Source organism: Planomonospora sp. ID91781 (assembly GCF_015711595.1).
In the GTDB taxonomy this organism is placed as follows: Bacteria; Actinomycetota; Actinomycetes; order Streptosporangiales; family Streptosporangiaceae; genus Planomonospora; species Planomonospora parontospora.
Genome location: NZ_JABTEY010000001.1, coordinates 3,308,295 through 3,327,089 on the forward strand (window position 1 = coordinate 3,308,295; position 18,795 = coordinate 3,327,089).

General features: G+C 73.4%; 15 protein-coding genes. 11 read left to right on the top strand and 4 right to left on the bottom strand.

Going from position 1 to position 18,795, the window contains the following annotated elements; translation table 11 throughout:
- Positions 1–78: 78 nt before the first annotated feature.
- From ftsZ to HS048_RS15085, 6 genes are all read left to right on the top strand, one after another.
- Entirely contained in the window at positions 79–1,488 is a 1,410-nt protein-coding gene (ftsZ, locus tag HS048_RS15060) for a cell division protein FtsZ (RefSeq protein WP_068894153.1), read from the top strand.
- 90 nt (positions 1,489–1,578) lie between these two features.
- Complete coding sequence (locus HS048_RS15065; protein WP_196467259.1) at positions 1,579–2,283, top strand: YggS family pyridoxal phosphate-dependent enzyme; 705 nt, start codon at positions 1,579–1,581, stop codon at positions 2,281–2,283.
- A gap of 118 nt (positions 2,284–2,401) precedes the next feature.
- Positions 2,402–2,905, top strand: a complete 504-nt coding sequence (locus HS048_RS15070; RefSeq protein ID WP_068894151.1) for a cell division protein SepF — start codon at positions 2,402–2,404, stop codon at positions 2,903–2,905.
- 79 nt (positions 2,906–2,984) lie between these two features.
- Positions 2,985–3,272 (top strand): YggT family protein, encoded by a 288-nt coding sequence (locus tag HS048_RS15075; RefSeq protein WP_068894150.1) that lies wholly within the window; start codon positions 2,985–2,987, stop codon positions 3,270–3,272.
- A 49-nt stretch (positions 3,273–3,321) separates the two neighbouring features.
- The gene (locus HS048_RS15080) at positions 3,322–4,191 is read left to right on the top strand and encodes a DivIVA domain-containing protein (protein WP_068894149.1); all 870 of its coding nucleotides are present in this window, start codon (positions 3,322–3,324) and stop codon (positions 4,189–4,191) included.
- Between the two features lie 43 nt (positions 4,192–4,234).
- Positions 4,235–6,115, top strand: a complete 1,881-nt coding sequence (locus HS048_RS15085) for a hypothetical protein (protein ID WP_196467260.1) — start codon at positions 4,235–4,237, stop codon at positions 6,113–6,115.
- A gap of 166 nt (positions 6,116–6,281) precedes the next feature.
- On the opposite strand, the gene ileS is transcribed toward HS048_RS15085, so the two are convergent.
- The gene (gene ileS / locus HS048_RS15090) at positions 6,282–9,455 is read right to left on the bottom strand and encodes an isoleucine--tRNA ligase (RefSeq protein WP_196467261.1); all 3,174 of its coding nucleotides are present in this window, start codon (positions 9,453–9,455) and stop codon (positions 6,282–6,284) included.
- Between the two features lie 499 nt (positions 9,456–9,954).
- Between ileS and HS048_RS15095 the strand changes: the two genes are divergently transcribed.
- The 3 genes from HS048_RS15095 to HS048_RS15105 are packed head-to-tail and all read left to right on the top strand — an operon-like array spanning position 9,955 to position 11,985.
- The gene (locus HS048_RS15095; protein WP_068894446.1) at positions 9,955–10,362 is read left to right on the top strand and encodes a TraR/DksA C4-type zinc finger protein; all 408 of its coding nucleotides are present in this window, start codon (positions 9,955–9,957) and stop codon (positions 10,360–10,362) included.
- Positions 10,326–11,063: a signal peptidase II gene (locus HS048_RS15100; RefSeq protein WP_307832482.1), complete on the top strand. Its 738-nt coding sequence runs from the start codon at positions 10,326–10,328 to the stop codon at positions 11,061–11,063. The genes HS048_RS15095 and HS048_RS15100 overlap by 37 nt, the downstream gene beginning before the upstream one ends.
- On the top strand, positions 11,056–11,985 hold the full coding sequence (locus HS048_RS15105; protein ID WP_068894146.1) for an RluA family pseudouridine synthase: 930 nt from the start codon (positions 11,056–11,058) through the stop codon (positions 11,983–11,985). The genes HS048_RS15100 and HS048_RS15105 overlap by 8 nt, the downstream gene beginning before the upstream one ends.
- On the opposite strand, the gene HS048_RS15110 is transcribed toward HS048_RS15105, so the two are convergent.
- On the bottom strand, positions 11,969–13,690 hold the full coding sequence (locus HS048_RS15110; RefSeq protein ID WP_196467262.1) for a serine/threonine protein kinase: 1,722 nt from the start codon (positions 13,688–13,690) through the stop codon (positions 11,969–11,971). The two genes, HS048_RS15105 and HS048_RS15110, sit on opposite strands and share 17 nt — an antisense overlap.
- A 93-nt stretch (positions 13,691–13,783) precedes the next feature.
- Positions 13,784–15,994 (bottom strand): MMPL family transporter, encoded by a 2,211-nt coding sequence (locus HS048_RS15115; protein ID WP_196467263.1) that lies wholly within the window; start codon positions 15,992–15,994, stop codon positions 13,784–13,786.
- A gap of 313 nt (positions 15,995–16,307) precedes the next feature.
- Between HS048_RS15115 and HS048_RS15120 the strand changes: the two genes are divergently transcribed.
- Together HS048_RS15120 and HS048_RS15125 are read left to right on the top strand one after the other, a co-directional pair.
- Entirely contained in the window at positions 16,308–17,048 is a 741-nt protein-coding gene (locus HS048_RS15120) for a response regulator transcription factor (protein WP_196467264.1), read from the top strand.
- 164 nt (positions 17,049–17,212) lie between these two features.
- Positions 17,213–18,373, top strand: coding sequence for a cell wall metabolism sensor histidine kinase WalK (locus HS048_RS15125; protein ID WP_196467265.1), 1,161 nt, complete (start codon positions 17,213–17,215; stop codon positions 18,371–18,373).
- Positions 18,374–18,458: 85 nt separating this feature from the next.
- Here the strand turns inward: HS048_RS15125 and HS048_RS15130 are convergent, their stop codons facing one another.
- Positions 18,459–18,770, bottom strand: a complete 312-nt coding sequence (locus HS048_RS15130; RefSeq protein WP_068894141.1) for an AzlD domain-containing protein — start codon at positions 18,768–18,770, stop codon at positions 18,459–18,461.
- Positions 18,771–18,795 lie beyond the last annotated feature (25 nt).

The window sequence follows — 18,795 nt, forward strand, 5'->3', positions numbered from 1 at the left end:
GGTGAGAGTTAAAGAAACGACGGCACGGGCCCCGTGCCGCATGAAATTGCAAGTCAACGAGCGGAAAGGCCCCTCGTCGTGGCAGCACCGCAGAACTACCTCGCGGTCATCAAGGTTGTAGGAATCGGCGGAGGCGGAGTCAACGCCGTCAACCGGATGATCGAGGAGGGACTCAAGGGCGTCGAGTTCATCGCCATCAACACCGACGCCCAGGCGCTGCTCATGAGTGACGCCGACGTCAAGCTGGATGTCGGGCGGGAGCTCACCCGGGGCCTCGGCGCGGGGGCCAACCCCGAAGTCGGGCGCAAGGCGGCCGAGGACCACCGCGAGGAGATCGAGGAGGTCATCAAGGGCGCCGACATGGTGTTCGTCACCGCGGGAGAGGGCGGTGGCACGGGCACCGGAGGCGCCCCGGTGGTCGCGAACATCGCGCGCTCCCTGGGAGCGCTCACCATCGGCGTGGTGACCCGTCCCTTCAGCTTCGAGGGCCGTCGCAGGGCGATGCAGGCCGAGGCGGGCATCGAGACGCTGCGCGAGGAGGTCGACACCCTCATCGTGATCCCGAACGACCGGCTGCTGTCGATCTCCGACCGCCAGGTGAGCGTGCTGGACGCCTTCAAGGCGGCCGACCAGGTGCTGCTCTCGGGTGTCCAGGGCATCACCGACCTCATCACCACACCGGGTCTGATCAACCTGGACTTCGCCGATGTGAAGTCGGTCATGTCGGGTGCGGGCTCGGCCCTGATGGGGATCGGCCACGCGCGCGGCGACGACCGGTCGGTCGCCGCGGCGGAGATGGCCGTCTCCAGCCCCCTGCTGGAGGCCAGCATCGACGGCGCGCACGGCGTGCTGCTCTCGATCGCGGGCGGTTCCGACCTGGGCCTCTTCGAGATCAACGAGGCGGCGCAGCTCGTCTCGAACGCCGCGGCCCCGGACGCCAACATCATCTTCGGTACGGTCATCGACGACGCGCTCGGTGACGAGGTGCGGGTCACGGTGATCGCCGCGGGCTTCGACGAGCCCATCGCGGGGGACAAGGCCGCGGCCCCGCAGCCGGCCGCCCGTCCGCAGCCGGCCCGCCAGGCCGCCGCTCCTCCGGCGAGCACACCGCTCCGGCCGGCGGCGCCCCCGCCCGCCAGGAGTGAGCAGCGGCCGGAACCCAGGCCGGAGCCCCGTCCGGAGCCCCGGGCGGTGCAGACGCCTCCTCCTCCGCCGGTACGCCCGGTCTCGGCGCCGCCGCTGCCCGCCCCGACCGTGGCGGAGACCCCGGCGCCCGCGCCGCAGCCGGTCCAGTCCGCGCCGCAGCCGGTCGCGCAGCCCGAACCGGTGCGGGCGGAGGAGCCGCCGCCGCTGTCGATCCCGCGGCCCACGCCCGAGCCGGCGCAGCCGACTCCGATCTCCGCGAAGGTCCCCGATCCCGCCCGTCGGCGGCCGGTGGTCTTCGAGGAGCAGGAGGAGGAGCTGGACGTGCCCGACTTCCTGAAGTGACATTCATCACCCGAGGGCGGGTGACGGCCCGCCCCGCGGGGACCGTCAGAATGGATTCCACCAGTTTGTCGGAATTCGAGCGGCGGGAACGTGACAAACAGAACACGGCGGGAAGAGATCGCGGCCGGTCTGGCCGAGGTCGAGGAGCGGATCGCGGAGGCCTGCCGGGCGGCCGGACGCACCCGTGAGGAAGTGACCCTCGTCGCGGTGACCAAGACCTACCCGGCCTCGGACGTGCGGCTCCTGGCCGAGCTGGGCGTGCGCGACGTCGGGGAGAACCGCGACCAGGAGGCCTCGGCCAAGGCGCGCGAATGCGCGGACCTCGGACTCGCCTGGCACTTCATCGGCCAGCTGCAGACCAACAAGGTCCGCTCCGTGGTCCGCTACGCCGACGTCGTGCACTCGGTGGACCGGCTCCGCCTGGTCTCCGCGCTCGGCGGCGAGGCGGTCAGGGCGGGCCGGGAGGTCACCTGTCTGGTCCAGGTCGCGCTGGACGACGATCCGGCCCGGGGCGGCGCCCGGCCGGGGGACGTGCCCGCCCTGGCCGACGCCGTGGCCGCCACGGAGGGGCTCCGGCTGGGCGGGGTGATGGCGGTGGCCCCGCTGGGGGAGGAGCCCGGCCGGGCGTTCGCCGGGCTCCGGGAGATCGCGCGGGCCGTACGGGAGGCACACCCGGGAGCGGACGTCGTCTCCGCGGGCATGAGCGGCGACCTGTCCGAGGCCGTGGCGAACGGTGCGACACACCTGCGTGTCGGTACGGCGTTGCTCGGTCGCCGGAAGCCCTTCGTCAGGTAATGTCCCTCCAAGTGGGCCTTGGCGCCCACGTATCCGGTGAGTGGTCGATCGGCGGTGAGCGTCAAGGGGGGATGGCTCCACCCCGAGTCAATCGAAGTAAGACGGAGGAAGAAGAGCGATGGCCGGCGCGATGCGCAAGATGGCGGTCTACCTCGGTCTTGTGGAGGACGACCGCTACGAGAGGTACGACGTCTACCCCGACGACGAGTACGACGAGTTCGACGAGTCGCGGCGGACCGGTGACGAGCGCCCCGGCGCGCCCGGAGACCCCCAGGACGAGACGGAGGCCGGTGTGCCGGCCCCGAGGCCCACGACGGCCGTCCTGGAGCGCCGTACGACCGATCTGGCGCGCATCACCACGCTCCACCCCCGTACCTACAACGAGGCCAGGACCATCGGTGAGCACTTCCGTGAGGGCACGCCGGTCATCATGAACCTGACGGAAATGGTTGACAGCGACGCGAAGCGGCTCGTCGATTTCGCGGCAGGTCTCGTCTTTGGCCTACACGGAAGCATCGAACGTGTTACCAACAAGGTGTTCCTGTTGTCCCCAGTCAATGTCGAGGTGACCGCCGAGGACAAGGCCCGAATCGCGGAGCGCGGGTTCTTCAACCAGAGCTAGAGTTCCACTATGCACACCGAGTCGAAGCCCACCCCGTCCTTCCGGGGGTCGTGGACCAGGACGGAGGCAGGACAACGCCGTGGGGATCGTTAGCGACATCGTGGTCGTCGTCCTGTGGATCTACCTCCTCCTGCTGATCGGCAGAATGATCTTTGAGACGGTCCAGGCGTTCGCCCGCCAGTGGCGCCCCACGGGGGTGGTCCTGGTCCTGGCGGAGGCCATATACACGGTCACCGACCCACCTCTCAAGTTCCTCCGCCGTTTCATTCCGCCACTCCGGTTGGGTACGGTGGCCTTTGACCTAAGCTTCACAGTCCTGTTCATTGTGGTCTGGGTCTTGATCCAACTCGTGTCCGCGCTTCGTTGATCGGGTACCGTCCCTCCGGACAGACTCCAAGCGCGCCAAGGAGACCGAAATGCCGCTGACACCCGCAGATGTGCGGAACAAGCAGTTCAGTACGACCCGGCTCAGGCCGGGTTACGACGAGGAAGAGGTAGACGCCTTCCTCGACGAGGTGGAGTCCGAGCTGGACCGCCTCATCCAGGAGAACGAGGAGCTCCGCGCCAAGCTGTCGGAGTGCATGCGGGGCAAGGTGCCCGGCGGGATGGGCATGGCCATGGCGCCGGCCCCCGTCGCCGAGCCCAAGCCCGAGATGATGATGCCGCCGCAACCGGAGCCGATGCGGGCTCCCGAGCCGGTGCAGCAGCAGCCGGTCCCCGTCGGCATGGGCATGCCCCCGGCCGAGGACAACATGGACACCGCCGCGCGCGTGCTCGCCCTGGCCCAGCAGACCGCCGACCAGGCGATCGCCGACGCCCGCCGGGAGGCGGACGAGACGGTGACCCGGGCGCGGCGCGAGGCCGACGACATCCTCGGCAAGGCCCGTCGCCAGGCGGAGCAGGTCATCGGTGACGCCCGGGCGCGCGCCGAGACGCTGGAGCGCGACGCGCAGGAGCGCCACCGGCAGGCCATGGGCTCGCTGGTGCAGACCCGCGACGAGCTCGAGCGCAAGGTCGAGGAGCTGCGCAGCTTCGAGCGCGAGTACCGCAGCCGCCTCAAGCTCTATCTGGAGAACCAGCTCGCGGAGCTCAACGTCGCCGCCGAGGGCAGCGGGGGCTTCCCGATCGTGGGCGGTCCCGTGGGCGGTCCGCCGGTCATGTCCCACGCCGCGGCCCAGGGCGGGCAGCAGCCCCTCCAGAGCGGTCCCGGGGCCTTCGGCGGTGAGCCGTCGCAGCACTCCGGAGCCTTCCAGGGCGCCGACGGCCCGCACAACGACCGCCGCTAAGGTGTCGGGTCATTCCCTCTGACCCGTAACCGGGAGTCCCTTCGTGATCCTTATCAGCGCTGGCCTGGTGTTGACGGCCGTCGTCCTGCTCATCGCAGGGGTCGTGATCGCCAAGCCCTTTCTGGTCATGTGGTCGATCGCGGTCAGTGTGCTGTCCGCGGTCTTCCTGGTGATCGGGGCGTTGCTGCGACGCCATGAGCTCTTCCCCGGCGGTGGACGCGCCGGGGTGGCTCCGCCGTCCCCCTTCAAGGGACCGGCTCCGGCCGGTCCGATGCCCGTGCCCCCGATGACGTCTCATCGGCAGCCCGTGCCCGGGGTGCCCGCCGGCCCGCCCGAGGCGGCGCCGCAGGGCGCGCGGCAGACGGTCGCCGCCGCGACCCGGCCCCGGCCCGTTCCGGCGGCCGGATCGGCCTCCGCGCGGCAGGGAGTGCCGGACGCCGAGGCGATCGTGCTGGTGATCCCCGGACGCAGGCGCTACCACGTCGCCGGGTGCCGTCAGCTGGCCGGCAGGGAACACGAGGAACTCACTCACGAGGAGGCTCGGGAGGAGGGCTTCACGCCCTGCACCACCTGCCTCTCCGAGCTCAGCGGCGGAATCGCGCCGCAGGACGCCCCCGAGGGGCATGAGGCCGCCCCGGCCCCGGCCCCGCCGTCCCAGGCCTCCCGGCCGACTCAGGCCCTCCGGGAGTCCGGTCCCTCCGGCACGACCGGCCCGGACAGCGGTGAGACCGTACGGTTCACCCCTCCGTACCGCCCCGCCGGAACTTCGGGGAACCAGGCCGACCGGCCCCGCACACCGCCCGGGGAGCCGGAGGCCCCGCTCCGGGAGTCCCGTGAGCAGCCGGCTTCCGCACCCCGTTCCGAGAAGGCCGCGGCCCCCTTCGCCGCCCCCTCGTTCCCCCTCCAGATGCCGTCGCCCGCCCCGGCGGGGGAGGACTCCTCGGCCACCAGCTGGTTCAGCCGGGATCCCGCCTCCCCGCCGGCCTCCAGGCCGGAGCCCGTGACGGACACCCGGCCGTCCGAGCCCGGGGAGCAGGACGCCCCCGCACGGGGAGCGGCCGAGCAGGGCGCGCCGGAGCAGGAGACTCCGGAGCCGACGCCCGGAGGAGAGACGTCCGGGAGACGGACGGCGGCCGAGCAGGACGCCCCGACGCGGGGAGCGGCCGAGCAGGACGCGCCGGAGTCCGGCGAGCGGGTGGAGGCGAAGCCCCCTCTGGCGGGATCCGGACCCCTCGCGGAGTCCGCCGAGCCGGTGGAGCCGGTGGAGGAGACCACCGCGGAGCCCTCTCCGGCCGGACCGGAGCCCGCTGCGGGGTCCGCCGTACGATCGGAACCCGCGGAACCCATCGAGCGGGCGGAGCCCGCTTCGGCCGGATCCGCTGAACCCGGGCGGCCTGCCGGGACCGGGCCTGCGGGCGAGAGCACCGGACCGGAGAACGGCGGACTCGAGACCAACGGACCGGGGACCACTGGATCAGGGTCGGAGACCGACGGGCGGCCCGAGACGGAGCCCGCTCCGGCCGGGTCCGGACCCCTCGCGGAGCCCGCCGAGCCGGTGGAGCCGGCCGGGACCGAGCAGCCCGGGCGCGCCGGGCGGCCGGTGCCGGCTGGCTCCACCTCGGCCGGGCCGGGGGAGCCGGTGCCGCCCGCTCCGGAGGAGAGCGCCGTCCCGGACGTCACCCGGGACGACGACAGCCGGGACGACGACACCTCGCCCCACGGAATCCCCGCCGTGAAGGCCGGTGCCGCCGGTTCCGGCACGGTCAAGGTCATTTCGGGCACCCGCCGCTTCCACGGCGTGGCCTGCCCGCTCGTCAGGGGAGTCGACGACGACGGCATAGAGACCATGTCCAGGGCCGAGGCCGAGGAGGCGGGCCTGAGCGGCTGCGCCGTCTGCCAGGGGGACGTGCCGGACCGCGGCTGACCCGCACGCCTGCGGAAGGCGGAGATGAAGCGCATGCGGAAAGGGCTCCGGGGAGACATCCCCGGAGCCCTTCGCCTTCCACCGCCCGGTCGTCTTCCACCGCCCGGCGGACTGACCGGATCCGACCGGCCCGCCGAGGTGAGGCCGGACCGCGGTCCGGCCCCGGTCAGGCCGTGGTGGTGCGGCGGAGTTGGAAGGAGAGCCCGAGGTCGGTGTCCTCGTGGACCGGGAGCCCCTCCTCGGTGAGACCCTCGGTGAGGGAGAGGGCGAGGACCTCGTCGGCCACCGTACGGCCCTGGGCCCGCAGCGCCTCCGCCAGTTCGGCGTCGGCGGCGGACCACCACAGGTCGATCCGGTCGGTGATGGACAGTCCCGAGGACTTGCGGGCGTCCTGGACCAGCCGGACGACGTCGCGGATCAGACCGGCCCGGCGCAGTTCGTCGGTGATGGCCAGGTCGAGGGCGACGGTCTCACCCGTGCCGGTGTCGACGGCCCCCGTCTCCACCGCCCAGCCGGACTTCGGCTGCTCGGTGACGATCACGTCCTCGGCCGTGACCTCCACCGTGCCCAGCTCGCCGGCGTCCAGCGAGACGGGCGATCCGGCGCGCAGGGTACGGGCCAGCTCACCGGCGTCCGCGGCGGACACGGCCGCGGCGACGAGCTTGGTCTGCGAGCCGAACCGCTTGCCCAGGGCCCGGAAGTTGGGCTTGACGGTGAAGGAGACCAGGTCGGCGGAGAACCCTGACATGTCCTCCAGGGCCTGCACGTTGAGCTCGTCGGCGATCAGCTCGCGCAGCTCGGGCGAGAGCGCGGCCCAGCCGGGGGCGCCGACCAGGGCCCGGCCCAGTGGCTGACGGGTCTTCACGCCGCTGGAGGCGCGGGCCGAGCGGCCCAGTTCCACCAGGCGGCGGACCAGCGCCATCTGCTCCGACAGGGCCGGGTCGAGCAGCGCGGAGTCCACGGCGGGCCAGGAGGCCAGGTGGACCGAGGCGGGGGCGCTCTCCTCCCGCAGCACGTCCCAGACGTAGTCGGTGATGAACGGCACCACCGGCGCCATCAGGCGGGTCACGGTCTCCAGGCACTCGTACAGGGTGGCGAAGGCGGAGGCGTCGCCCGACCAGAACCGGCGGCGGGAGCGCCGCACGTACCAGTTGGACAGGTCGTCGAGGAACTCGGCCAGCCGCCGTCCGACCCGCGCGGTGTCGAACTCGTCCATCGACGCGGTGACCTCGGCCACCGTCCGGTGCAGCTCGGCCAGCGCCCACCGGTCGATCAGCGGGCGCTCGCCCGGAGCCGGGGCCTCGGACAGCGCCGCCGGGCTCCAGGACTCGGCGCCCGCGTAGAGGGTGAAGAAGGAGACGGTGTTCCAGTAGGTGAGCAGGACCTTGCGGACGATCTCCTCCAGGGCGGCGTGCCCGACCCGCCGGGCCGCCCACGGGGAACCGGAGCAGGCCATGTACCAGCGCAGGGCGTCGGCCCCGTGCCGGTCCATCAGGGAGATCGGCTCCAGCACGTTGCCCAGGTGCTTGCTCATCTTGCGGCCGTCCTCGGCGAGGATCAGCCCCAGGCAGAGCACGTTCTCGTAGGAGGTGCGGCCGAAGACCAGGGTGCCGACCGCCATCAGCGAGTAGAACCAGCCGCGGGTCTGGTCGGTGGCCTCGCAGATGAACTGCGCGGGGTAGGCCGCCTCGAAGACCTCCTGGTTCTGGTAGGGCGCGCCCCACTGGGCGAACGGCATCGAGCCCGAGTCGTACCAGGCGTCGATCACGTCCGGGACCCGCCGGGCCTCGGCCCCGCAGGAGGGGCAGGGCAGCGTGACGTCGTCGACGTAGGGGCGGTGCGGGTCGAGGGCGGAGACGTCCTGGCCGGACAGCTCGCCGAGCTCGGCCAGCGAGCCGACGCAGGTGATGTGGGACTCGTCGGCCGAGCAGACCCAGAGCGGCAGGGGAGTGCCCCAGTAGCGGGACCGCGACAGCGACCAGTCGACGTTGTTGCGCAGCCACTCGCCGAAGCGGCCCCACTTGATCGTCTCGGGGTACCAGCCGACCTTCTCGTTCTCGGCGAGGAGCTGGTCCTTGATCGCGGTCGTGCGGATGTACCAGGCGGGCAGCGCGTAGTAGAGCAGCGCGGTGTGGCAGCGCCAGCAGTGCGGGTAGCTGTGCTCGAAGTGGCCGCCCCGGAACAGCAGCCCCCGGTCGCGCAGGTCCGCGGTCAGGGACTCGTCGGCGTGCTTGAAGAACTGCCCGCCGACCAGCGGCACGCTCTCGGCGAACCGGCCGTCGGGGCCGATCGGGTTGACCACGGGCAGGCCGTACCGCTTGCAGGTCGCCATGTCGTCGGCGCCGAAGGCGGGCGCCTGGTGGACCAGGCCGGTGCCGTCCTCGGTGGTGACGTAGTCGCCCAGCACCACGTAGTGCGCACCGGGGATGTCGACCAGGTCGAACGGCCTGCGGTAGGAGGTGCGCTCCAGCTCCGCGCCGGTGAAGGAGGCCAGCACCTCGGCGTCCTCGCCCAGGACCGCGGTCAGCAGCGGCTCGGCGACGACCAGCACCTCCTCGGAGCCGGCGGGGCGGGCCGCGACGTAGGTCACCTCGGGGTGCACGGCGACCGCCGTGTTGGACACCAGCGTCCACGGCGTGGTGGTCCAGATCAGCAGCGAGGCGCCGAGCTCGGCCAGCGGGCCGGAGACGGCGGGCATGCGGACGTAGACCGACGGGCTGGAGACGGTCTCGTAACCGCCGGGCTGACCCAGCTCGTGGTCGGACAGGCCGGTGCCGCACCGCGGGCAGTACGGCGTGATGCGGAAGTCGCGGAAGAGCAGGCCCTTGTCGAAGACGACCTTCAGCGACCACCAGACGGACTCGACGTAGGCCGGGTCCATCGTGCGGTAGGCCGCCGACAGGTCGATCCAGTAGCCCATGCGCTCGGTCATCTCTTCGAAGGCGTCCACGTGCCGCAGCACCGACTCGCGGCACTTGGCGTTGAACTCCGCGATGCCGTACGCCTCGATGTCCTTCTTGCCGGTCAGCCCGAGTTCCTTCTCGATCCCGACCTCGACGGGCAGGCCGTGGCAGTCCCAGCCGGCCTTGCGGGGCACGCTGTAGCCGCGCATGGACTTGTAGCGGGGGAAGACGTCCTTGAAGACGCGCGCCTCGACGTGGTGGACGCCGGGCATGCCGTTGGCGGTGGGCGGGCCCTCGTAGAAGACCCAGGCGGGCCCGCCGGAGTTCTGCTCGACCGAGCGCTCGAAGACCTTGCCGTCCCTCCAGCGGTCGAGCACCTCGTGTTCGAGCGCGGGCAGGTCGACCTGCGCGGGAAGAGGACGGAAATGGGCGGACATGACGGGCGGAACCTCCACGCTGGTGCTGGCTGGCAGTGGCGCGGAGGGACGAGACCTGGCGGCCCCGCGGTACCACCCTCCTTGACCTCCCGGGTGAGGAGGCCCTCTTCTTTTCGGTTCGCGGCCGGGTCTACTGGGTATCCGCTGCACGCGGAGGACCGTTCTTCCGGCGGCTCAGGGGTGATCTTCTCTCCGGGCCTCGCCCCGGGCTCGCACCGTCCCCGGGTCGCTCCTGCGAGGGGGCCGGAGATACTCGTCCCCGTCAACGCCTTGCGGACTCAAACGATAACGCACGGGGTGCGCCGGAGGCTTCCCGATATCCCCGGCTCCCGATATCGGTGAGCCCGGAGATCGAGAGGTGAAGGGCGGAATGGTACGGGATGGGCAAAGACTCCGGCGGGTCGTTTGCCGTTCTGTTATGAGCGACCTAAGCTGCCCGCACCGTCTTACCGCATCGGTAGGGGTCCGACCGAGTGAGGAGGCCGACATGGCCACGACCATTCGCGCAGACGAGAGCGCGGTAGCGCCGTCCCGGAACGGCCTTGCCGCGCCGTGGACCGAGGAGGAGCTCGCGGAGGTCCGCGGGCGGCTGGCCGCCGAGATCGAGGAGCTGACCCTGGAGATCGCCCGGGCGGAGTCGGAGATCGCGTCGAGCGACGTCACGGACGGCGCGGGCGACGACCAGGCCGACGCCGGAGCCAGGACGTATGCACGGGAACGCGAGATCGCCCTTACCCTGAATTCGCGCGACCTGGTCGCGCAGAACGAGCGAGCGATCGCCCGGATCGACGCGGGGACCTACGGAGTGTGCGAATCGTGCCACCAGCCGATCGGAAAGGAGCGCCTGCAGGCGTTTCCGAGGGCGACGCTGTGCGTGGCCTGCAAGCAGCGGGAGGAGCGCCGCTGACCGAGGGCGGCGCCCCGGGCGGCTCCGGCGGCGGCACCGGTGACACCGGCGCCGCGGGCGGCACGACGGAAGGGGCCGCGGGCGGCACGACGGGCGGCGCCGCGGGCGGCACCGCGGACGGTGAGACGGAAGGGGCCGCCGGCGCGGACGGGCCGGTCCTCCCTCCCGGAAGGCGGCGCATAGCCGTGCTCGCGACGATCGCACCGATCGTCTACCTCCTCGACCTGGTCACCAAGACGGTCGTGCTGAAGACCCTGGAGGGCCGGGATCCGCTCGTGCTGGTCCCGGACCTCCTCCAGTTCCGGGTGATCTTCAACTCCGGCGCCGCCTTCAGCATCGGGACCGGCATGACGATCGTCTTCACGTTCGTCGCGGCCGCGGTGGTGATCGCCATCCTGCGCACCGCGCGGCACCTGCGCAGCCTGCCCTGGGCGGTCACGCTCGGCCTGCTGCTCGGCGGGGCGCTCGGCAACCTGACCGACCGCGTCTTCCGCTGGCCGTCGGGCTTCGGCAGGGAGGCCCCGTTCCAGGGATACGTCGTCGACTTCATCGAGACCTTCCCCGGGCACTTCCCCGTCTGGAACATCGCCGACGCGGGGATCGTCTGCGGCGGCATCCTCGCGGTCCTCCTCGCCTGGCGGGGCTACCAGATCGACGGAACGCGCGACACCGGTCAGAAGGAGCAGAACGACAATGGCTGACCAGCGGAGTCTCCCGATCCCCAACGGCCTGGAGGGCGAGCGCCTCGACGCGGCCCTGTCCCGGCTGTTCGGCCTCTCCCGCACCCGTGCGGCGGAGCTGATCGCCTCCGGCGACGTGCTGGTGGACGGCTCCACCGCCGCCAAGTCCGACCGGGTCCAGGGCGGGGAGTGGCTGGACGTGACGCTGCCGCCGCCGCCCGCCGCGCCGATGCCGGTCGCCGAGCCCATCCCCGGCATGGCGATCCTCCACGAGGACGACGACATCATCGTCGTCAACAAGCCCGTCGGCGTGGCCGCCCATCCGACCACGGGCTGGACCGGGCCGACCGTCATCGGCGGCCTGCTGGGCAGCGGGCACCAGGTGGCCACCAGCGGCGCCGCCGAGCGCCAGGGCATCGTGCACCGCCTGGACGCCAACACCACCGGCGCGATGGTCGTGGCCAAGAGCGAGCACGCCTACTCCCACCTGAAGCGGGCCTTCAAGGAGCGCACCGTCGACAAGCTCTACCACGCGCTGGTCCAGGGGCACCTCGACCCGCTGCGGGGCACCGTCGACGCGCCGATCGACCGCCACCCCTTCGGGGACGGCCGGTTCGCGGTCGTGGCGGGCGGCAAGGAGTCGGTCACGCACTACGACACGGTCGAGGCCTTCCGCGCCGCGTCGCTGCTGAGCATCAAGCTGGAGACCGGCCGGACGCACCAGATCCGGGTCCACATGTCGGCGCTGCGCCACCCGTGCGTCGGCGACATGCTGTACGGCGCGGACCCCACGCTGGCCGCGAGGCTGGGCGTGACCCGCCAGTGGCTGCACGCGGTCTCGCTGAGCTTCGAGCACCCGTCGACGGGCGAGTGGGTCGGTTTCACCGCGGAGTACCCCGCCGACCTGGCGCACTCGCTCAAGGTCGTCAGCGGCGACTCCTAGGCTTCCCTGCCTTCCTGGCCTTGACGGCCTTGCCCGGGGCGTTGGCGCTCATGGCGTTCGGCCCGTTCCCGGGGTCGACCTGGCCGGGCGGGTCCGCGCCGCCGTCCCGCCCGTCGCCGTTCTCCCGGCCCTCGCCGTCGTCCCGGCCGGGCGGGTCCGCGCCGCGGTCCTGCCCGTTGCCGTTCCCGTTGCCGCCGCCGTTGTTCCGGCCGTTCCCGTCGTCCCGGCCCTTCTCGGACGGCTTCTCCGCCGTGCCCTGCCCGTTCCCGGAGTCCCCCGAGGGCTTCCGGGAGGGCTTCTGAGAGGGCTTCTGCGACGGCTTCCCGGACGACTCCTCCCGCGGTGCTCCGCGCTCCTGGGCGGGGGCGCCCGTCGGGCGGGCCGCGGGCCGCGAACCGCCGGACCCGGTCGGGCGGGAGTCGGTCCCCACCGTGTCGGTGGCGGGCGGCGCGGTACGCCCCTTCGCCGGGACGCTGGCCTGCACGGTCGGGTTCGACGGACCCGCCGGGTGCGCCCCTCCCGCCGAGCCCTGAGCGGTGACCCACGCCATCCCCCCGGCGGACAGGGCGACCGCGAGCACGGACGCGGCGACCCCGGCCATGACCGGACGGCGCCGGGAGGCGGGGGCGGCCGCGGGTGGCGGTGCCTGCCCGGCGGGCGATCCGGCCTGCGGCGGGGCGGGCGGCGTCCCCGCCGGCCCGGCCCCCACCGGACCGTTCCCCCCCGGCAGGGGTTCCGCGGCGGGCCCGGCGTACGCTGCCGAGCCCGCGAGCGGTGCCGCCGGAACCGCGGCGGGGGCCGCCGGGCCGGGACCGGTCTCCGGCTCTCCGGTCGCGGGACCGCGGCCGCGGGCCGTCAGGTCGATCGGCATGGTGGGGTCGGGCGCGGTCCCGTCCACGATCCCCCGGAGGGAGGCGCACGCCTCCTGGGCGGACATGCGCAGCCGCGGGTCCTTCCGGAGCAGGCCGGAGATCACCGGTCCCAGCGCCCCGGCGTACCGGAGCGGCGGCGGCGGCTCGTGCATGACCGCCGCGAGCGTGGCCAGGGGATGGGCGCGCTGGAAGGGGGAGCGCCCCTCGACCGCCATGTACAGCGTCACGCCGAGCGACCACAGGTCGGAGGCGAACTCGGCGGGGCCGCCGCCCGCCCGCTCCGGCGCGATGAAGGCCGGGGTGCCGATGAGCGCCCCGGTCCTGGTCACGGAGGAGTCGCCCTCCAGCATCGCGATGCCGAAGTCGGTCAGCACCGCCCGGCCGTCGGCGGCGAGCAGCACGTTGTCCGGTTTGACGTCGCGGTGCAGCACGCCCACCCGGTGCGCGGCGACCAGCGCGCCGAGCACCTCCAGCCCGATCCTCGCCACCCGGGCGGGCGGCAGCGGCCCGTCCTCCCTGATCACGGCGCCGAGCGTGCGGGAGTCCACCAGCTGCATCACGATCCAGGGACGGCCCCGCTCCTCGACCACGTCGTAGACCGTCGCGACGCACGGGTGGCCGATCCGGCCGGCCGCACGCGCCTCCCGGAGCGTGCGGACGGTGAAGACCTCGCGCTCGGGCCCCGTCAGGTCGGGCGAGGGGATGACCTCCTTGACGGCCACGTTCCGGCCGAGCACCTCGTCCCGGGCGCGCCAGACCGTGCCCATGCCCCCCCGGCCGATGTGTTCCAGCAGCCGATACCGGTCAGCGATGAGCTCCTGAGAATCGGACATGGGGCTCGGACTACCCCGGATCGAAGGGGGTAATCGGGACGTTTCGCGTGGTCCGATGCGAAGGATCCCCTCCGGAGGAGGTCATGGCCCCGTTCACGGGCCGCGCGGCGCATCCGCCCGAAGCGGTGAGGGCTCCACCCGCAGCAGCCGGGCGGCCCAGCCGGGCAGCCACCAGTTCCAGGGACCCATCATCGCGACCGCGGCGGGGACGAGGACGCCCCGGATGAGGGTCGCGTCCAGCAGGACGCCCAGGGCCAGGCCGCTGGCGAACACCTTCACGTCCAGCTCGGGCGTCATGGCCAGGGCGGCGAAGGAGACGAACAGGATCAGCGCGGCCGAGGTGACCAGGCGGCCGGTCCTGCCGACGCCCTCGACCACCGCGTGGGCGGTGTCTCCCGACCTGTCGTACTCCTCCCGCATCCTGGCCAGGATGAACACCTCGTAGTCCATGCTGAGGCCGTACAGGAAGGCGAAGATCGTCAACGGGACGAACTCGCCGATCGAGCCGGTCGGCTGGATGCCGAGCAGTTCGCGCGTGCCCCAGCCGGACTGCCAGAGCAGGACCATCGCGCCGATCACCGCGCCCAGCGAGAGCAGGTTGAGCACGATCGCCTTGAGCGGCAGCAGCAGGGAGCGGAACGCCCGGGCCAGCATCACGAACGTGGCCAGCGCGATCAGGGCGAGCATCCACGGGAAGGCCCCGTAGGCGTGCTCCCGGAAGTCCATGCTCTGCGCCGCGCCGCCGCCCACCCGGACGGTCCCCGGTACGGCCCGGCGGACCCGGGCGACGGTCTCCTGACCCGCGTCGCTCCCGCTTTCCGCGACCGGGAGCACGGTGACGACCGCCGTACCGCCCCGCCGCCAGGACGGGTTCCGGGGGGCGAGCACGGCGGAGACGCCCTCGACGGCCCTGATCCGCTCGACCGCCCGCGTGGGGTCGCCGGTGACCAGCACGTCGAACGGGGTGAGGGAACCGGCGGGGACGCCGGCCCGCCGGAGCGCGGCCAGCCCCTCGTGACCGGGTCCCGAGGTGCGCAGGTCGGCGCTCTCGGGCAGGCCGAGGTCGACGCCGAACGCGGTCACGGTCAGTGCGACCAGCAGGCCGCCGGAGACCAGGGCGGCCGGCACGCGCAGCCGCACCACCCCGCGCGCCCAGGCCGACCAGGCGCGCCCGGCCCGCGCCTCCCGGTGGTACGGCGTGCCCGCCGTGCCGGATCCACCCGCCGTGCCGGATCCACCCGCCGGGAGGGCGTCGCCGGGCCGGGCGGGCCCGTGCTCCGGCCGCCGGCCGGCCAGGGCGAGCAGGACCGGGAGCACGGTCAGCGTGACGGCCACGCTGACCGCCGCGATGACCATCCCGGCCAGCCCGAGGCTGCGCAGGAACGGCACCGGCAGGACGACCATGGTCACCAGGCCGATCGCGACCGCCGCGCCGCTGAACAGCACCGCGCGCCCGGCGCCGCGCATCGCCCGGTGCACGGCCTCGTCGCCGCGGTGGCCGCGCGCCTGCTCCTCCCGCCACCGGGCCACCAGCAGCAGCGAGTAGTCGATCGCGATGCCCAGGCCCAGCAGCGGCATGGTGGTGAGCGCCACGTCGTGCACCGTCGTCACCAGCGTCAGCAGCAGGATCACGGCGAACGAGACGGAGACCGCCAGCACCGAGATCAGCAGCGGCACGAGCGCCAGGGCGGAGCGGAAGACGGCGAACAGCACGACCACGGCGGCGGCCGCACCGATGCCGATCTTGGCGGGGACGTCCACGCCGCCGGCGTCCGCGCTCGGCGCGAGGGCGTCCAGCCCGGTGACGTGGACGGTGCTGCCCTCCGGCAGGACCGGGGCCATGGCCGCGATGATCACCGGGCTCTCGTCGGGCGTCTCGCCCAGGCCGCCGCCCGGCGGGCTGCCGTCAGAGTACGTGCCGGGGAAGACCAGCCCGAAGGTGGTGCGGCCGTCCGCGCCGACGAGCCGGGCGTCGCCGGTGTCGGCGTAGGAGACCACGCGGGCCTCGGGCAGTTCCGCCGCGACGGCCGCGAACGCCCTGCCGATCACCTCCCTGTGCTCCTCCGCCCGCATGCCGCCGGGCAGGACCACGACCGGGACGAACGGCCGCTGGTAACCGCCGTTGCCGTAGAGGCGGACGATCTCCTGGTTGGCGTCGAAGGCGGGCATCCCGGGGTGGGCGTACTCCTCGGACAGGCGCTGGATCGCTAAGGGGGTGGCGGCCAGGCCCGCCAGGAACGCGCACACGGCCAGCAGCGTCACCAGCCGCCTGCGCCGCAGGACGAATGCCGAGAGTCTCTCCATGGCCCCAGTGCAGCAGGATGATCTTCAACGGCCGTGCGGCCGTTCTGGGAGGACTCTGCGAATCCGGTTTCACCAGATCCTCTGGAGGAGGCTCCGGGCTTCAGACCGGGGAGGAATCCGGACCCCCGAGCGCCGCGTTCTGGTAACGTCTCGCTCGGTGGCGATAACCAAGCCACCACCAGCACGACTGCCCCAGGACATGGGGTGGCTGCGCGGGGAGGCTTCGGGGTTGCCCAGCCGGTGAACCGCGAACCTCAACATGGTTCCCTCCTCGGGGATCAGGTTGGAATCCTCCGCCTTCATGCGGAGGAGGATGTCAAAGAGTTCTCCCAGGACTTCCGAAGACCGGTTGGGGGAGACTGGCGGGGTGAGCCGGATACTGGTCGTGGACGATGAGCCCTATCTCGCCGATCTCGTGGCGACCGCCCTGCGCTACGAGGGGTTCGAGACGGAGACGGCGGGGACGGGCGCGGCGGCGGTGTCGCTGGCGGAGTCCTTCCGCCCCGACCTGGTCGTGCTGGACGTGATGCTGCCCGACGTGCCCGGCACCGAGGTGTGCCGGCGGATCCGGGCGGCCGGGTCGGAGGTCCCCGTGGTGTTCCTCACCGCGCGCGACGCCACCGAGGACAAGATCGGCGGGCTGGCCGCGGGCGGGGACGACTACGTCACCAAGCCGTTCAGCCTGGAGGAGCTGATCGCCCGGATCCGAGCGGTGCTGCGGCGGACGCGGCGCGCCGGGCCGGAGACCGGCCGCCTGGCCTTCGCCGGCCTGGTCATCGACGAGGACGCCTACGAGGTCCGGCGGGACGACCGGCGCATCGACCTCACCCCCACCGAGTTCAAGCTGCTGCGCTTCCTGACCGCGAACGCGGGCCGGCTGGTGTCCAAGCGGCAGATCCTCGACCACGTGTGGGAGTACGACTTCGGCGGCAACGACGGCGTCGTGCAGACGTACATCAGCTACCTGCGCCGCAAGGTCGACTCCTGCGGGCCGCCCCTCATCCACACCGTGCCCCGCGTGGGCTACGTCCTGCGGCTGCCCCGGGAGGACTGATGCCCTCCCGCTCCGGCCGTGCCGACCGCTCCGGCCGTGCCGACCGCTCCGGCCGTGCCGACCGCTCCGGCCGTGCCGACCGCTCCGGCCGTGCCGACCGCTCCGGCCGTGCCGACCGCGGCGGGCGTGCAGGCCCGCGCTCCCGTCCGGTCGCGTCCCGGGCGGTGCCCCTGCCCGTGTCGCTGCCCGTGTCGCTGCCCGTGTCCCTGCGCGCCCGGCTGGTCGTGACGGTCGCCGGCCTGGTCGCCCTGGCCCTCGGCCTGGTCGCCGGGGCCGTCTTCGGGGCGCTGCAGGACTGGCGCGGGCACCACGGCGCCCGGCTGCTCGCCCTGGACACCCCGGAGGCGTTGCTCGCCGCCTCCGACGAGCTGACCGAGCGCGTCGCCCGCGTCCTGGCCGTCTCGTCGGCGGTGGCACTGGCGGGCCTGACCCTGCTCGCCGCGCACCTGGTCCGACGGGGCCTGCGCCCGCTGGACCGGATCGTGGAGGCGGCGGCGGACGTCGGCGCGGGCGACCTCGACCGCCGGATCGAGACGGGCCCGGCGGGGAGCGAGGTGGGCCGCCTCGGCCACGCGCTCAACGCGATGCTCGGGCAGCTCGAACGGGCGTTCCGGGAGCGCGAGGAGTCGCAGGAACGGCTGCGCCGCTTCGTCGCGGACGCCTCCCACGAACTGCGCACGCCCGTCGCCACCATCCGGGGGTACGCCGAGCTGTTCCGGCGCGGCGCCGCCTCCCGGCCCGAGGACCTGGCCAAGGCGATGAGCAGGATCGAGGCGGAGGCGATCCGGATGGGCGCGCTGGTGGACGAGATGCTGCTGCTCGCGCGCCTGGACCGGGCGCGGCCGCTGGAGCGCGCCCCGGTCGAGCTGGCCTCCCTGGTGGCCGACGCGGTGGCCGACACCCTCGCCATCGAGCCGGACCGGCCGCTGCGGGCCGAGCATCCCGGGCCGGTCGAGGTGCCCGGCGACGCCGCCAGGATCCGCCAGGCGGTGGGCAACCTGCTGGCCAACGTGCTCGCCCACACCCCGCCGGGCACCCCGGCCGTCGTCCGGGTGCGCCGGGACGGCGGAGAGGCGGTCATCGAGGTCGCCGACGAGGGTCCGGGACTGACCGAGGAGCAGCGGGCGCTCGTCTTCGAGCGCTTCTACCGCGTCGAACACACTCGCGGCGCCGACCACGCCCGCGGCGGGGATCGACGCCGGGGCGGGGCCGGGCTCGGGCTGGCGATCGTGGCCGCGGTGGCCGCCGCCCACGGCGGCCGCGCCGAGGCGGACTCCGGCCCCGGGAAGGGCGCGGTCTTCCGGATGACGCTGCCCGCCGGCTGATCCGCCCGCCGCCTCCGAGCCGCCGTACGGTCCCGGCCGCCGGCCTGCCGGGAGGCGGACCGGAGCGGTGACCGGGACCGGCCGGTCACAGCCCCGCGTGGCGGAGGAGGGCCGTGACGGCCGCCGCCGCGACCAGCACCACCAGGAACGGCGCGCGCAGCAGCAGCGCGACCACGGCCGCACCCAGCCCGGCCGTGCGCGGCCAGTCGAGGTCCAGCGCCCGGCCGGCGGTGAAGGTCTGCACCGCGATGAGCGCGGACAGCAGCGCCACCGGGACCAGCGCGGCGAAGCGCTGCACGCCGGGGTGGTCGAGCACCCGGCGCGGCGCCGAGAGCCCGGCCAGCTTCAGCGCGTAGCAGCCCAGGCAGACGGCCGCCACCGCCTGCCACACGCTCATCGGCGCCTCCCGCCACCGGACCGCG

Bases quoted from the DNA above. Each gene is read 5' to 3' on its own strand.
- HS048_RS15120 (WP_196467264.1), top strand. From the start codon at position 16,308: ATGTCAAAGAGTTCTCCCAGGACTTCCGAAGACCGGTTGGGGGAGACT.
- ileS (WP_196467261.1), bottom strand. From the start codon at position 9,455: ATGTCCGCCCATTTCCGTCCTCTTCCCGCGCAGGTCGACCTGCCCGCG.
- HS048_RS15115 (WP_196467263.1), bottom strand. From the start codon at position 15,994: ATGGAGAGACTCTCGGCATTCGTCCTGCGGCGCAGGCGGCTGGTGACG.
- HS048_RS15110 (WP_196467262.1), bottom strand. From the start codon at position 13,690: ATGTCCGATTCTCAGGAGCTCATCGCTGACCGGTATCGGCTGCTGGAA.
- HS048_RS15070 (WP_068894151.1), top strand. From the start codon at position 2,402: ATGGCCGGCGCGATGCGCAAGATGGCGGTCTACCTCGGTCTTGTGGAG.
- HS048_RS15080 (WP_068894149.1), top strand. From the start codon at position 3,322: ATGCCGCTGACACCCGCAGATGTGCGGAACAAGCAGTTCAGTACGACC.
- HS048_RS15130 (WP_068894141.1), bottom strand. From the start codon at position 18,770: ATGAGCGTGTGGCAGGCGGTGGCGGCCGTCTGCCTGGGCTGCTACGCG.
- HS048_RS15105 (WP_068894146.1), top strand. From the start codon at position 11,056: ATGGCTGACCAGCGGAGTCTCCCGATCCCCAACGGCCTGGAGGGCGAG.